Source organism: Halomonas sp. KHS3 (assembly GCF_000830495.1).
Lineage (GTDB): Bacteria > Pseudomonadota > Gammaproteobacteria > Pseudomonadales > Halomonadaceae > Vreelandella > Vreelandella titanicae.
The window spans coordinates 339873-353624 of the sequence record NZ_JWHY01000001.1 but is presented as its reverse complement, the minus strand read 5'-3'; the positions used below and the strand labels follow the sequence as shown (position 1 = coordinate 353624).

Sequence of the window (13752 nt, the reverse complement as noted above, 5' to 3'; positions counted from 1 at the left end):
CTAAGCCGTTACCCTATGCCAATCGTAAACCGCTACAAATACTTGAGTAGTTTTTGCAGCTTATTCATATCGGCGGAATCACCCACTAAGCGCACGTCGCCGTTTATCATGCCGTCGAGAAAGGCCTGCTGTGTTGGCTTTTTGAGCACTTTCAAGGCGGTATTCTGATCACGGAAGCGTAGCTCAAGATCTAAGTCCACAGGCAGCCCTTTGCCGGTACTGATACTTTTCGGTGTCATCCGGTAGTGGCGGGCAATACTTAGATCTTCCGTGGCAATCCCCCAGTCCAGGCCGCGCATGCGTTCTAACTGTTCACGAAAGCGCGGCTTGCGGCGCAGGGCACGTTTGAGCAGTACGCCCAGTAGCCACAGCGTCAGCTTGAGCTTCATTAAGAAACGGCGTCCTTAAGTCCTTTGCCTGGCTTAAAGGCAACGTTTTTGCTGGCCGGAATCTGCAGCGGGGCACCGGTTTGCGGATTTTTGCCGGTACGTGCTGCGCGCTCACGTACCGTGAAGGTACCAAAACCAATCAAAGCGACATCTTCGCCCTTAGCAACGCTGTTGGTGATCTCATCCAGAATAACGTTCAGCACTTGGCCAGCTTTATCTTTGGATAGGTCGGCACTTTCAGCGATGGCTGCAGCGAGTTCAGGTTTGCGCATAAGGAATCTCCCCTTTTTAAAAGAAATCAAACATCAAACAAATGCATGTTGTTGGGTGCGTAGCCGATTAGGTTAACTTCTCTAGCCTAGTCGTGAACGCGACGAAAATCAGCCTAGCAGTGCAGGTGCTGCTCTGGAAAGCTCCACTTTCCTTCTCACGCAGCCGCCTGTCAACGCAAAACCAATCAAACGACCGTCTTTATTTTCAGCCAAGGCACTGATATCCCCGCCTTCGCCTTCAATTCGCCAGTGCTCAGGCGTGTTCGTTGGCGGGTAGGCCACCACTGGTAGCAGCGGCGTTTTAACCACTACCGGCCAAGCACCGAAGCTAACCGGCGTGGGCGCGCCTGAAAGGGTTGCCGCCAGCGCCTTAACGCTGGCTTGTAGTGGCTGCACGTACATGGCATTAACACCGTCTACGCAGGCTGCATCGCCTAGGGCGTAGATATTGGGGTGCGATGTACGCAACTGGCGGTCAACGACTATACCGCCAGGTGATACGTTTAAACCAGCCGATTCGGCAAGTGCTGTGCGAGGTGCAAGGCCGGTTGCCATCAACACGAGATCAGCGCTGACAGCGTCGCCGTTATCCAGACGTAATACGATATCTTCGCCGCTTTCGGCCGCTATCGAATCAATCGAACGTGCAAGGTGAAGATGGATACCTGCTTCGCTAAAGGCATCGCCTAGGGCGTTCCCTAAGGGCGGTGGCAGCAAGCGAGGAAGTAGGGTTCCTTCTGGGGCAATGAGGCTGACACGATGGCCGCCAGCGTGGAGGTCGTTGGCAAATTCACAGCCGACCAGCCCCGCGCCAACAATCGCCATCCGTGCAGGGCCATGGCCTAGCGCCGTGTGAAAGCGGCGGTAGTCATCCAGGTCGTTAATGGTAAAGCAGCGTGGGGCTACGCTGGGCTCAATGCTGAAGGGCGCCCGTGGTGCAGCGCCAGTGGCCAGTACCAGTGTGTCGTAGCCGAGCACCATGCCGTCTTCAAGCAGAATTGTTTGGTTATCCACATCCAGTGCGGTTACCTGGGTGTGGATAACCATTTGGGCATTTAGCTCTTCGCCCAGGTCAGTAGCGCTGCGCTGGGCTAATTGTTCGGGCGCGAGGCCCTTGGCGAAGCCGGTGGAGAGCAACGGCTTGCTGTAATCATCGCCGCTGTCAGCGCTCACCAGCGTGATTGAGCGTTGGTCGCCCAATCGGCGCAACGCCCGGGCAAGGCCAACCCCTGCCATTCCAGTGCCAATAATCACTAGCGCAGCGTGAGAAGACGTTTTTTGTGTTTGGGTGGCGGGCATGCAGACACCAAAAAAGTTGCTAAATAAGATTGCGAAAAAAGAAGCGCTAAACCGAGTCGTTAAAAAAGTTGCTGAAACAAAAGCCTTTCAGTGCCCATGTTACACTAGCCAACCCGTTAATTGCCCTGGAGAACTCGGTGACGGCTGCTGCTTTTCGGCAAACTCCTCTATTTTCCCGCTGGCGCCCGATTGATGCGGCGCGCCCGGCGATGAGTGCTTCCTGGTGGCAGTGGGTTGCCTCCACCGACTCGTTAACCGCCCGCTTAATGGTCGCAGGTGGCGAGAAGCCGTTTCGAGTACGACTGCTGCGCCAGGGGGTTGGTTGGCCGCGCCAGGATGAGGCTCAGGCGCTGGGCATTGGTGCCAAGCGTTACGCCTGGCTGCGGGAAGTGGCGCTGTGCTTAGATGGAACGCCATGGGTGGTGGCGCGCTCGGTCGCCCCGCTCTCACAGGTAAAGGGCCAACGGCTAGAGTGCTTGGGCGAGCGCTCGCTAGGTAGTTGGCTATTTCGCCAGCCGGGTTTAGTGCGTGGGCCATTGGAAGTAACGACGCATTCCCCCCAGTTTGCTAGCGTCAACGGCATACAGGAAGGCTGTGCCTGGGGAAGGCGCTCTGTTTTTTATCACGGCTGTAAGCACGGCAGTCTGTCATTATTAGTGCAAGAGTATTTTTTGACGGCGATGGCGGATGATCTTGGCCTGCCTTCGCGCTAGGCTAGCGCCTGCATCTTATTCTTCGTGAGGTAAGCATGGATCGTTCACTGTTGCGGCCGAAGGGATGGGCTCGCGTGGCAGATTTTTTACAGCTGATGCGCTTGAATCGGCCGATAGGCACATGGCTTTTGATGTGGCCGACGCTGTGGGCATTATGGGTGGCTGCGGAAGGTGTACCAGGGCGAAATGTGCTGCTGATTTTTGTGGCCGGCGTTTATGTGATGCGCGCTGCGGGCTGCGTGGTCAATGACTATGCGGATCGCCACTTCGATGGGCATGTGAAACGCACAAAACAACGTCCGCTAGCGACGGGCCGTATCAGCGAAACCGAAGCTCAACTGCTGTTTATCGCCCTGGTGGCCGCTGCGTTTATTCTGGTATTACTGACCAACTGGTTTACGGTGCTGCTCTCGCTGGGCGGGGTGCTGCTGGCGATTATTTATCCGTTTATGAAGCGCTATACCCACTTTCCTCAGGTGGTGCTGGGCGCGGCTTTTTCCTGGGCAATTCCGATGGCTTTTGGCGCCGTGCTCGGCCACGTGCCGCTGGAAGCATGGCTGCTATTCTGCGCTAATGTGTGCTGGACAGTGGCCTACGATACCCAGTACGCCATGGTCGATCGCGACGACGATTTAAAAATTGGCATTAAATCGACGGCCGTGCTGTTTGGAAATGCGGATCGTTTGATTATCGGCTTACTCCAGCTAGCCACCCTGGGGTTGCTGGCTTGGGTAGGCTGGTGGGTTGGTTTAGGTGGTTTCTTCTGGTTAGGGCTAGCGGCAATGGCAGCGACTTTTCTGCATCAGCAGCGCTTAATTCGCGACCAGGAGCGGGATGCCTGCTTCCAGGCGTTTCTCAATAATCACTGGTCGGGACTGCTGATTTTTGCCGGTATCGCGCTAAGTTGGTGGCCTGCGGCTGGCTGATCGAGGCGATTGTCATGTAATTGTCATCAAGTCATGGTGTTATCGTCACTGACATGTCATTGATCTGTTTATCTTTGAACTGTTTTTCTTTGAACTAGTTTCTTTGAACACCGTGAGGCTCTGGTATGACCGCCAAGACCGTTCTGATTGTCGATGATGAGGCGTCGATTCGCGAGATGATCGCGGTAGCGCTGGAAATGGCTGACTATCGCGTGCTCGAAGCGGATAACGCCCAGGATGCCCATGCCATGGTGGTCGACCACCAACCCGATTTACTGCTGCTGGACTGGATGATGCCCGGCACTAGCGGTATTGAGCTGGCGAGACGCCTAAAGCGTGAAGAAACCACCGCTGAAATCCCGATTATTATGCTCACCGCGAAAGGCGAAGAGGATAATAAAATTCAAGGGCTTGAAGCCGGTGCCGATGACTATATCACCAAGCCTTTTTCACCCCGGGAATTGGTGGCACGGCTAAAAGCGGTGCTGCGCCGTGCGACGCCACGTGGCGTTGAAGACCCGATTGAGATTAACGGCCTGCTGCTTGATCCGGTGAGCCACCGGGTAAGTGCCCACGGCAAAGCGCTGGAAATGGGCCCCACCGAGTACCGTTTGCTGCAGTTTTTTATGACTCACCAAGAGCGCGCTTACACACGTAGCCAGCTGCTTGACCAAGTGTGGGGCGGCAATGTTTACGTTGAAGAGCGCACGGTCGATGTGCATATCCGCCGCTTGCGTAAAGCGCTGGGTGACGTGCATCAAAACCTGATCCAAACGGTTCGGGGTACCGGTTACCGTTTCTCTGCACGGGTGTAAATGTGCGTTTATGGAGTCGTGAGCTGTGGCGAATAGCGTGGCTGGCCACGCTGGGCACTTGCTTGGGCTGGCTGTTGGGCTCGGCTGGGCTGGGGCTCGCAGCAGGGCTTGCGGGATGCCTGTTTTACCACTTACGACAGTTACGCGAACTCTATTTGTGGCTCACCCTCCACCCTAACGATGAACCGCCTGCCGCTCGCGGGATGTGGGGCGAGCTATTCGATCGTTTATACCGCTATCAAAAAAGTCAGCGCATCACCCAAAGCCGTCTGCGGGCTACTTTGGCACGTATTCAAGAGTCGTCTGAAGCAATGCGTGATAGCGTGGTCATGCTTGATCGCCACGGTGATTTGGAGTGGTGGAACAGCGCCGCCACCGCCATGCTGGGGCTACAAACCGCCCATGATCGTGGTCAACACATTACCAACCTACTGCGCGACCCGGGCTTTATCAGCTATTTTAATTCGCGTAACTACAGTGAGCCGTTAACGCTCACCTCACCGATTGATGAACGGCGAATCCTGCAGTATCAAATTACCCTCTACGGTGACGACGAACGCTTAGTGATGGCTCGCGATATCACCCGCTTGCATCGTCTTGAGCAGATGCGGCGCGACTTTGTCGCCAACGTTTCCCATGAGTTACGTACGCCGCTGACCGTTCTCTCCGGCTATTTGGAAACCTACAGTGATATCTCCGACCAGCTTCCGCCGCGCTTGGGACGTAGTATTCAGCAAATGCAGGAACAGACCCAGCGGATGCAGAATCTGGTCAACGATTTATTGCTGCTCTCGCGTTTGGAAATTGACCAGGGCGGCCAAGATCATCATCCACTGCCACTCGAGCCTTTACTGCAAAGCGTTTGTGATGATGCGCTGGCCCTATCGCATCAACGTCATACCATTACCGTCGCCCTTGAGAGCGATGCCCGACTGTTAGGCAGTGAACAGGAGATTCGCAGCGCCGTCTCTAACCTTGCCTTTAATGCGGTTCGCTACACGCCTGCTGGCAGCCAAATCACCCTGCGCTGGAAAGCTAGCGCTACTGGTGGCGGCTATATCGATGTGGAAGATAACGGTGAAGGGATTGATCCCGTTCATATTCCCCGACTAACAGAACGCTTTTACCGGGTTGATAAGGGGCGCAGCACTGCGACTGGCGGCACAGGTTTAGGCTTGGCGATCGTTAAGCACGTGCTGTTGCGCCACGATGCGCAACTACAAATTGAGTCCCTTCCCGGCAAGGGTGCGTTGTTTCGCTGCGCCTTCCCCCCCTCGCGTCTTGTTTAATTTAGCAAGTCATTCCATCGCATAATATTTGTAACAATGTGCAATATTGGCATGCAAGGTTGGTAAAGCTTTACCCATGTGCCATTTTTACACAGCTCAAAGCGTTGTGTCGTGACTCAGTTGATGCCTTTTTGGCATAACTTATTTTTAAGTAAGAGTTTGATTTTGTTGTTTTTATTTATATTCTTCAGTTTTTTGGCATGCCTTCTGCAGAGTACAGATTGAAGGAAGATGACCGCAGGAATTGCTGGCTTCTCAGTAAGCCTTTCTTTCTTCATTAAGCGGTACTAAACAGCGATCGGAGGTAGGATATGACGTCCAAGGATTTTCTCAAGAAAGCTGGCATTTTAGGTGTATCTTTTGGTCTGATGGCAAGCCCATTAGCTTTTGCACAAACTGATGAAAATTCGGCGATTGACGAAAACCAAGGTATTACCGCTGAGGAGCAACCGATGGATTCCCAAGGTACCGGTAGTTCAACTGGCAGTGATACAACAGACATGACTGACGATTTAACCCATGACGAAGGTGATGGTGCCAGCGACATGGATCCGCAATCAAGCAGTCACTCAGACGATGCTGAGTATGACAAGGATGAGCTTGTAGAAGAAAATGGCGGTAGCTAATTATCAATGACCTTTTAGATATCATTAAAAGCTTTTTCAGAGAATGAATAAGCGATTAACAGGATGTTACAAAAGCAAGAATGCTTTTAAGATTCACGGATGAATCAGTAGGCAATCAGAACACTAGTCAGGGTTAATTCCAAGGTTGGAGCCCCGCACAAGGAGTGGAAGCTAGCGTTAGTTATTACCTATAGCCAATTCTGATATCGGGCCCCGCAATGCGGGGCCTAATTTTTGCTGCCTACTTTTTATCTCGCTTATTCCCCCGCTACTTTCTCCCCTATCTTTTCCGCCGATCTTTCTTTGCGCCTCTCTATCCAATGCCATGTTTTGTTTTTTATGAATTGATGCCGTAGCGCTTTGTTGGCATCGAGCCTTTTATTTTGCTGAGTGTGTCATAAAGGCACAGACAGTTTTGCGCATGTGTCATTAGTGCACATGTAATTAGCGTGCTTTTGTTTTTAGCGGCGTATAATTGTGCGCAATGTATTTATTTTAAATTATTGATTTATATAAGTATTTTATTTTTATAAGAGAGTTGGCATTACATATGCTATCTAGAGGTAGTGAAGCTAGCCGCAGTGAGATCTGGCCAGAGAGCCCTTCTCACTTCACTTCAGCGGTATCAAACGGTCACCAGGAGTAAATAGTATGTTTAACGATTTTGTTAAAAAAGCAGCCGTCGTAGGTCTCTCTTTTGGTTTGCTGGCAAGCCCGCTTGCCTTTGCCCATATGTCCATCGAAGCAAATCAAGATTTGACCGTTGACGATGAGCCTATTCAAGCTCAATCACATCATACCTCAGGTCAGGCTAAATTTAGCCCCTCTGATTTGATGTATGACGAAGGCGACCGCCCTCGAGTCATCAAGGCAGAGTCGCATCACACTAGCGCTCAAGCGGAGTACACAGCAAAAGATTTGACCCAAGACGTAGGTGATGGAAACGTTTGGTAACAAAAATTTGCAATTCTGAAGAAATATATTACGATTAACACGTGAGCTAAACACGCGAAAGCGTGTCACACCGATACTGATGCATATCGATTCAAGGAATGAATCAAACGACAATCAGAGCGTTGGTCAGGGTTAAATTCCAAGGTTGGAGCAGCCCCGCAAAAGGAAAGGAAGCTAGCGCTAGTCATTGTCAAAGTCTTGTGTCCTTAGACCCTGCTGATGCGGGGTCTGATTTTTTGTGGCATCCAACACCTCTCCCACACTATTCTTGTTTTAGTTTAAGGTACGGCTTTCTAGCGGAGCCTAATTTCATTGCGTCGCTATTTATACACTGCCCATCATCAGCCTGCCGGTGGGTTATGTCTCAGGCATCCGGTCTCACAATCATTTTGACCGTAAAGGGTGAGCTAACTTTTTTGACGCCTAATATGCAACGCAAAGCGTAATAGCCGTTCTAATCATCGATGAACGGAATCCATGGATAATGAGGAGAACATCTTGCTGTTAAAAGAAATGAGCCAAAAAGTCGCCATAGTAGGTATTGCTTTTGGTTTGGTCGCGAGCCCCATGGCGATGGCGCACTCATCTATTGAACTGAACCAAGACCGCACCGCTGGTCAGGATGTCATTAACAAACCTGAGTCGCATGCAGCTTCCAAACCATCTCATGTCTCTGCGGGCGACTTGAACCGTGACGAAGCTGATAGCTTGGACTTTTCGCCTTCCAGTAGCCGTCCTTCTACGGCTGAAAAAGGGCCTACTTCTCGCCAAGAGGGTTACACTCCTGGAGAACTCAACCGGGATGAAGGTGATAGCACCGACTGGTAAATAATAGGATAAGTGTAACTGCTAATGTAAGCGTTACTCGCTAAAAACCCCGCTTCGGTGGGGTTTTTGCTATGTGTTAAAAGCCAACGACATCAGTGGTGATGCCCATCAGCAGCTTCGCTACCGTCTTGGGCGCTCTGTATCCAGACCTCGATGTCTACGTCACCTTGTTCAGCGAAGGTGAGCGTGAGGGGAAACCGCTCACCCTCCTTCAGCGGCTCGGTTAAGCCAATCAGCATTAAGTGAAAGCCGCCACCAGGGCGCATGGTATAAGTCTCCCCTGCCTCGACACGAATCTCGTCCACATGCCGCATCTGCATCATATCGCCGTCCATTTGCATATCGTGCAGCTCAACGTTGCTGCTCGCAGGACTGCTCGCGCCAACCAGAGTGACGGGGCTTGAAACGGCGGTGATATCAAGGTAGGCGGCACCGTTTACCGCACCCGGTGGGGTTGGGGTAGCGAAGGGGTGCGCAATGCGAAGAGTCTCTGTTTTTACGTCGTGGGCTAACGCCATAGATGTCATCGAAATAGACATAGCGCCAATCAAGAGTACGCCACCCAGCCAAGCCATCGGTTTTATCATGCGGTGATTCCTTTGTTGTTGATTGAGCCCAGGATAGACGAACAAAACATAAAGGTAGCAAAGTGACGTAGCCTGGGTAATAGGCGCCTACTGCGGTGTAATGCCACGTGCATCGCCACGTTTGTCGCTACGTACGTCTCTATAGTGGTCGTCCCACAGCAGTACGGCACCCGCAACGGCGCCGGGAATCAAAAACAGGTTGGCCAGCGGAATCCAGGTAATTAAGGTCACTAACCCCCCAAAGGTGAGGCTTTGCCACCAGCGCTTAGAGAGCCGTTGGCGCATATCGGCAAACGTTACTTTGTTGTTATCCATTGGGTAGTCTAGATAAGTGATTGCCATCACCCAGGCAGAAAACAGTGCCCAGAGTAGCGGAGCAACTATATTGACGCCTGGAATCCAGCTAAGCACAAATAGGCCTGCGGCACGAGGCAGAATATAGGCGAGCTTAACAAACTCGCGTCCCACAGCATCGATGGCTGTTTTGGTCAGGTTTCGGTCATCAATGGGTTCGCGGCCAGTGGCTTGGATTTCAACTTTGGCGGCTAAAAAGCCGTAAAAAGGGGCTGCAATCAAGCTGGTAACCAGCGTGAAGGTAAAAAACACCACCACCAACAGGCTAATCACAAACAGGGGCCAGATAAGCCAGGATAACCAGTCAAGCCAAGCGGGTACCATGCCCATCCAATGGGCGAGCCAGCCATCAAAACGGTTGAGCACAAAGCTGAACATGCTCACGTAGACAATCAGGTTGACCAGAATAGGCAGAAAAACATAGCGGCGCATACCCGGTTGATACACACAGCGTGTACCTCGGCTAAGCGCAGTGACAGCATCCAGCATTTAGGTGAGCTCCTCGTGATTCCAACGTCCAGGCTGCGTGGCAGCCTGGACGTATTGCAGGAGGAAAGCCCCATCAGGTCAAGACTTTTTTGGCACCTGTGGTTCCAGTTCATCGGTGTCGCTATGGCGAATATCCAAACCTTTGACGAGATAGACCACGTACTCAGCAAGGTTATCGGCGTGGTCGCCTACCCGCTCTAGCGCGCGCAGTACCCACATGATGCTGAGTACTGACGTAATAGAGCGTGAGTCTTCCATCATAAAGGTCATTAATGAGCGCATAGCGCTGCTGTACTCGTCATCCACCAGTTCGTCTTCGCGTACGACCTGCATAGCTAGGTCGGTATCAAAGCGGGCAAAGGCGGTGAGCGCATCGCGCAGCATTTTACGTACGTGCTCGCTAATGTGACGCACCTCCACCAGGCCACGAATGGTGCTAGAACTTTCGCTCAGGAGCAGGGCGTTGCGGGCGATTTTACTGGCTTCATCACCAATGCGCTCTAAGTCTGAGGTGGCGCGGATGACGGCCAGCACCAGACGCAAATCGGAAGCAGCAGGCTGGCGGCGCGCCAGTACGCGGGTGCATTCGTCGTCGATTTGCAGCTGCAGGTCGTTGACTTGGCGGTCATTGTCACGCACCTGCTCGGCTAACCGGGTGTCTCCTTCCAGTAGGGCAAAGACAGCGTCCTGCACTTGTTTTTCCACCAGACCGCCCATGGCCATCAGGTGGGTTTTCAGCTCTTCCAGCTCCTGGTTGAACTGGCGAGAGATATGCTGGCTGTGAGAGTCGCTAGTAATATCCATGGAGCACTCCTGACGGTTCAGTTGCTAAGGCCTAGGTGATACGGCCGGTGATGTAGTTTTCAGTGCGTTGCAAACGGGGGTTGGTGAAGACCTGATCGGTAGGGCCGTATTCAACCAGCTCCCCTTGATGCAAAAAGGCGGTGTAATCCGATACGCGCGCCGCTTGTTGCATATTGTGGGTGACCAGGATCAGCGTCAGCTCCGACTTGAGGTTACGGATCAACTCCTCAATTTTGAGGGTTGAAATTGGGTCTAGAGCTGATGCTGGCTCATCAAGCAGCAGCACGTCGGGCTGTACTGCTAAGGTACGGGCGATCACCAGACGCTGCTGCTGGCCACCGGAAAGCTGCCAAGCGGAACGGTGTAGGCGGTCTTTCACTTCATCCCACAGAGCGGCGGATGTTAGCGCCCACTCAATAATGTCGTCCCTTTTGCGCTTGGGCATGCGCTGTTGCAGTCGTAGCCCAAAGGCCACGTTTTCATAGATCGACATGGGGAAGGGGTTGGGCGTTTGAAACACCATCCCGACACGCCGCCGCAGCTCAGTCACATTCATTTGCGGGTCATGAATATCCTGCCCTTCCAGCGTGATTTGGCCGCTGTGGGTGACTGACTCATTAAGATCGTGCAAACGGTTAATTGCCCGTAACAACGTCGACTTACCGCAACCTGACGGGCCGATAAAGGCCGTTACACGATGCCGGGGAACACTGAGGGTTAACTCGCGCAACGCCTCTTTCCCCGCGTAGGCGAGGCTAAAGTTATCGATACTCAGGCAGCTGTGCTCGGACGAAAAGTGCGCCACTGGTGCCTGAGAGGTATTGGCTGAATGTAATGACGCTAGCATTCGTTTCCCCGTTGACGCCTAAGATAATGACGCAGAAATATGGCAGTTAGGTTAAGCACCAGCACAATTAACACTAAAAGTAGCGCTGTGGCGTAAACCAGCGGTATGGCAGCCTGCACATCTTCGCCGTGAAAGGCGGTATCAAATAAATGATAGCCAAGGTGCATGAACTTGCGCTCTAAATGTAGGTAAGGAAACTCTCCATCGATGGGCATTTGAGGCGCCAGCTTAGCGACGCCAACCAGCATTAGCGGCGCCACTTCGCCGGCCGCGCGAGCTACTGCTAGAATGATACCTGTCAGCATGGCAGGGGCTGCCATGGGCAGTACAATGCGGGTGAGCATCTCTAAGCGCGTAGCGCCGAGCGCCACGGCGCCTTCCCGCTGCGCCTCGGGAATCCGCGCTAACCCCTCTTCTGTTGCCACAATCACCACCGGTAGGGTCAGCAGTGCCAGGGTGAGCGACGCCCATAACAGGCCGCCGGTGCCAAAGGTGGGCGAAGGTAGGGTATCGCTGAAAAACCACTCATCCAGCGAGCCGCCAATGCCGTAAACAAACACTCCCAAACCAAATACGCCATACACAATCGACGGAACGCCCGCCAGGTTGCGCACACCAATACGTACCAGCCGGGTCAGCCGCCCCTGGTGAGCGATTTCATTGAGATAAATAGCGGCCAGCACCCCAAACGGGGTTACCATCACCGACATTAAAATCACCATCAGCACCGTGCCAAATATCGCGGGCCAGACGCCACCGTCGGTATTGGCGGCCCGTGGCCCCTCACTCAGAAACCGCCAAACTGCATCCCCCCAGGCGAGCGTTTTCTGCCACACGCTCATGGCATTGGGAGCCTGAGCGTTCGCCACGCTGGCCAGCGGTTGGCGCAGAGTTTGGCCGTCCACGGTGGTAAGCAGCAGTTGGCTATTCTGGCGTTGGCTGGCGGGAAGTGCCAATAAAGCGTTTAATCGCTGCCAGGCAGCGTCTCCCTCCCAGCGTTGATCATGCTGCTCAATGGCCACCAAGCGGCCAATAAAGTCACCCCAGGGGCTGCGATCAAGACGAATCAAATCGTCTGGCTGGGCGCGCTCGGCAATTTCATCAATCGCCACCCAGCGCCAGCGAACGCCCTCTATATCCTGGTTGCCGGTAAAGTAGAGGCGTTCATCCCCAGCTCGCTGGGGTAGCGCGACTTCGCGCACAGCTTGACCAGCAAAGGTTTCACCCGAGTCAAGGGTGACCTCTTCCAGCGTAGCGGGCCAAAAGTGCCCTAGCCCGCGTACCAGCAGTAGCGCGAGTAAGGCGCCCAGCATCAGCAGGGAGAGCGCTACGCTGGCTGCGCAAAGCCAGGGCCATACATCATTTACCCGGCTAAAGCGCCGGCGGCGAGAGGCGGTGTGGGTCGCAGAGTTCATCATGTGCCCCCCATCTGGCGGAAGCGGCGGCGTAAACGCTGGCGGACGACCTCGGCAAGGGTGTTGACCAGAAACGTGAAGATAAACAGCACCAGTGCAGCCAAGATCAGCAGATGGTAGGTTTGGCCACCGGGTGACGCTTCAGGCAGCTCAATGGCGATAGCCGCGGCCATGGAGCGCATGCCTTCAAAGGGGCTGGCGCTAAACAGAGCCGTATTACCGCTGGCCATAAGCACTATCATGGTTTCGCCCACCGCCCGGCCCGCACCGATCATTATCGCCGAGAAGATACCTGGGCCCGCTGCCACCAGCGCCACTTTCCATAGCGCCTGCCAGCGGCTGGCCCCCATCGCCTGGGCGCCCTCGATTAAGCTAGCAGGCACATCGGCGAGCGCGTCTTCTGCCAGTGAATATATGCTGGGAATAACGGCAAAGCCCATGGCAATGCCGACAATCAGTGCGTTACGGGTGGCGTAATCCATGCCATAGCGCTGGTCGAGTAGCTGGCGTAAATCACCGCCTAACCACTGCTGCTCCATCCAGGGCGCGAGCCATAGTGCTATCGCCACCATTACAGCGAGCCAGGGAACGAGCCAGAGGCCCGCCCAGGAGAGCGGTAAGCGGCGGCGTAGGCGTGTTTTGGCCCACTGCCAGAGTAAGCCGGCAAGCGCTGCGCTAAGCGGCAGCCAAATGATCAGCACCAAAGCGCTGGCGAGATGGCGTTCTACCCAAGGTGCCAAAATAAGGCCGGCAATAAAGCCCACCACCACACCGGGGATCGCCTCCATCATTTCGAGCGCGGGCTTGATCCGCGAGCGCAGGCGCGCTGACATAAACAGCGCGGAGTAGATGGCGGCCCCCAAGGCCACGGGAATGGCGAACAGCAGTGCGGCTAGGGCGGCTTTGAGCGTGCCCCAAGCCAGGGGAGAAAGCTTAGCCAGCGCTAAGGTATCGCCAATCGCCAGCAGCGGCAGGGTTTCCCACACCAAAAAGACACCGATAGCCAGAATTGCCAGCAGCACGCCTATGCCGCCAGCGGTGATTAAACCGGTGGCCATGCGGTCTTGCAGTAGCCTAAGTGGCTGTCGAGAAGAGGTTAACCGAGGTAGGGTCATGTGGATATCATGGCAAAACCGAGGTGATCA

The 13752-nt window shown here is 53.9% G+C and carries 16 protein-coding genes; 7 read left to right on the top strand and 9 right to left on the bottom strand.

The features are described 5' to 3' along the window. Positions 1-32: 32 nt before the first annotated feature. From RO22_RS01685 to RO22_RS01675, 3 genes are all read right to left on the bottom strand, one after another. A complete protein-coding gene (locus RO22_RS01685; RefSeq protein WP_022521104.1) occupies positions 33-389 on the bottom strand; it encodes a hypothetical protein in 357 nt (118 codons plus the stop codon). Then, the gene (locus tag RO22_RS01680; RefSeq protein WP_007112276.1) at positions 389-661 is read right to left on the bottom strand and encodes an HU family DNA-binding protein; all 273 of its coding nucleotides are present in this window, start codon (positions 659-661) and stop codon (positions 389-391) included. The genes RO22_RS01685 and RO22_RS01680 overlap by 1 nt, the downstream gene beginning before the upstream one ends. A 108-nt stretch (positions 662-769) precedes the next feature. Then, on the bottom strand, positions 770-1960 hold the full coding sequence (locus RO22_RS01675; protein WP_027958721.1) for an NAD(P)/FAD-dependent oxidoreductase: 1191 nt from the start codon (positions 1958-1960) through the stop codon (positions 770-772). A 137-nt stretch (positions 1961-2097) separates the two neighbouring features. On the opposite strand from RO22_RS01675, the gene RO22_RS01670 reads away from it, so the two are divergent. From RO22_RS01670 to RO22_RS01640, 7 genes are all read left to right on the top strand, one after another. After that, positions 2098-2673 carry a chorismate--pyruvate lyase family protein gene (locus RO22_RS01670; RefSeq protein WP_022521107.1) on the top strand — a complete coding sequence of 192 codons (576 nt, stop codon included), beginning with the start codon at positions 2098-2100 and terminating at the stop codon, positions 2671-2673. Positions 2674-2708: 35 nt separating this feature from the next. Continuing rightward, entirely contained in the window at positions 2709-3599 is an 891-nt protein-coding gene (gene ubiA, locus RO22_RS01665; protein WP_009286298.1) for a 4-hydroxybenzoate octaprenyltransferase, read from the top strand. A 125-nt stretch (positions 3600-3724) separates the two neighbouring features. Then, positions 3725-4414: a phosphate regulon transcriptional regulator PhoB gene (gene phoB / locus RO22_RS01660; RefSeq protein WP_009286297.1), complete on the top strand. Its 690-nt coding sequence runs from the start codon at positions 3725-3727 to the stop codon at positions 4412-4414. Between the two features lie 2 nt (positions 4415-4416). Continuing rightward, positions 4417-5703: a phosphate regulon sensor histidine kinase PhoR gene (gene phoR, locus RO22_RS01655; protein ID WP_022521109.1), complete on the top strand. Its 1287-nt coding sequence runs from the start codon at positions 4417-4419 to the stop codon at positions 5701-5703. A 311-nt stretch (positions 5704-6014) separates the two neighbouring features. Then, on the top strand, positions 6015-6329 hold the full coding sequence (locus RO22_RS01650) for a hypothetical protein (protein ID WP_041157425.1): 315 nt from the start codon (positions 6015-6017) through the stop codon (positions 6327-6329). A gap of 651 nt (positions 6330-6980) precedes the next feature. Beyond that, on the top strand, positions 6981-7283 hold the full coding sequence (locus tag RO22_RS01645) for a hypothetical protein (RefSeq protein WP_022521111.1): 303 nt from the start codon (positions 6981-6983) through the stop codon (positions 7281-7283). Positions 7284-7760: 477 nt separating this feature from the next. After that, positions 7761-8111 (top strand): hypothetical protein, encoded by a 351-nt coding sequence (locus RO22_RS01640; RefSeq protein WP_022521112.1) that lies wholly within the window; start codon positions 7761-7763, stop codon positions 8109-8111. A gap of 92 nt (positions 8112-8203) precedes the next feature. Here the strand turns inward: RO22_RS01640 and RO22_RS01635 are convergent, their stop codons facing one another. From RO22_RS01635 to RO22_RS01610, 6 genes are all read right to left on the bottom strand, one after another. Next, the gene (locus tag RO22_RS01635) at positions 8204-8698 is read right to left on the bottom strand and encodes a copper chaperone PCu(A)C (RefSeq protein ID WP_041157424.1); all 495 of its coding nucleotides are present in this window, start codon (positions 8696-8698) and stop codon (positions 8204-8206) included. Between the two features lie 87 nt (positions 8699-8785). Beyond that, complete coding sequence (gene cysZ, locus RO22_RS01630) at positions 8786-9541, bottom strand: sulfate transporter CysZ (RefSeq protein ID WP_009286295.1); 756 nt, start codon at positions 9539-9541, stop codon at positions 8786-8788. A 78-nt stretch (positions 9542-9619) separates the two neighbouring features. Then, on the bottom strand, positions 9620-10345 hold the full coding sequence (gene phoU / locus RO22_RS01625; RefSeq protein ID WP_009286294.1) for a phosphate signaling complex protein PhoU: 726 nt from the start codon (positions 10343-10345) through the stop codon (positions 9620-9622). Positions 10346-10376: 31 nt separating this feature from the next. Next, positions 10377-11192, bottom strand: coding sequence for a phosphate ABC transporter ATP-binding protein PstB (pstB, locus tag RO22_RS01620; RefSeq protein ID WP_041157423.1), 816 nt, complete (start codon positions 11190-11192; stop codon positions 10377-10379). Continuing rightward, complete coding sequence (pstA, locus tag RO22_RS01615; RefSeq protein WP_041157422.1) at positions 11186-12610, bottom strand: phosphate ABC transporter permease PstA; 1425 nt, start codon at positions 12608-12610, stop codon at positions 11186-11188. The genes pstB and pstA overlap by 7 nt, the downstream gene beginning before the upstream one ends. Continuing rightward, positions 12607-13722 carry an ABC transporter permease subunit gene (locus tag RO22_RS01610; protein WP_009286291.1) on the bottom strand — a complete coding sequence of 372 codons (1116 nt, stop codon included), beginning with the start codon at positions 13720-13722 and terminating at the stop codon, positions 12607-12609. The genes pstA and RO22_RS01610 overlap by 4 nt, the downstream gene beginning before the upstream one ends. Between the last annotated feature and the right edge of the window lie 30 nt (positions 13723-13752).

Bases quoted from the DNA above. Each gene is read 5' to 3' on its own strand.
- RO22_RS01685 (WP_022521104.1), bottom strand. From the start codon at position 389: ATGAAGCTCAAGCTGACGCTGTGGCTACTGGGCGTACTGCTCAAACGT.
- RO22_RS01680 (WP_007112276.1), bottom strand. From the start codon at position 661: ATGCGCAAACCTGAACTCGCTGCAGCCATCGCTGAAAGTGCCGACCTA.
- RO22_RS01675 (WP_027958721.1), bottom strand. From the start codon at position 1,960: ATGCCCGCCACCCAAACACAAAAAACGTCTTCTCACGCTGCGCTAGTG.
- ubiA (WP_009286298.1), top strand. From the start codon at position 2,709: ATGGATCGTTCACTGTTGCGGCCGAAGGGATGGGCTCGCGTGGCAGAT.
- phoB (WP_009286297.1), top strand. From the start codon at position 3,725: ATGACCGCCAAGACCGTTCTGATTGTCGATGATGAGGCGTCGATTCGC.
- RO22_RS01650 (WP_041157425.1), top strand. From the start codon at position 6,015: ATGACGTCCAAGGATTTTCTCAAGAAAGCTGGCATTTTAGGTGTATCT.
- RO22_RS01645 (WP_022521111.1), top strand. From the start codon at position 6,981: ATGTTTAACGATTTTGTTAAAAAAGCAGCCGTCGTAGGTCTCTCTTTT.
- RO22_RS01640 (WP_022521112.1), top strand. From the start codon at position 7,761: ATGGATAATGAGGAGAACATCTTGCTGTTAAAAGAAATGAGCCAAAAA.
- RO22_RS01635 (WP_041157424.1), bottom strand. From the start codon at position 8,698: ATGATAAAACCGATGGCTTGGCTGGGTGGCGTACTCTTGATTGGCGCT.
- cysZ (WP_009286295.1), bottom strand. From the start codon at position 9,541: ATGCTGGATGCTGTCACTGCGCTTAGCCGAGGTACACGCTGTGTGTAT.
- phoU (WP_009286294.1), bottom strand. From the start codon at position 10,345: ATGGATATTACTAGCGACTCTCACAGCCAGCATATCTCTCGCCAGTTC.
- pstB (WP_041157423.1), bottom strand. From the start codon at position 11,192: ATGCTAGCGTCATTACATTCAGCCAATACCTCTCAGGCACCAGTGGCG.
- pstA (WP_041157422.1), bottom strand. From the start codon at position 12,610: ATGATGAACTCTGCGACCCACACCGCCTCTCGCCGCCGGCGCTTTAGC.
- RO22_RS01610 (WP_009286291.1), bottom strand. From the start codon at position 13,722: ATGACCCTACCTCGGTTAACCTCTTCTCGACAGCCACTTAGGCTACTG.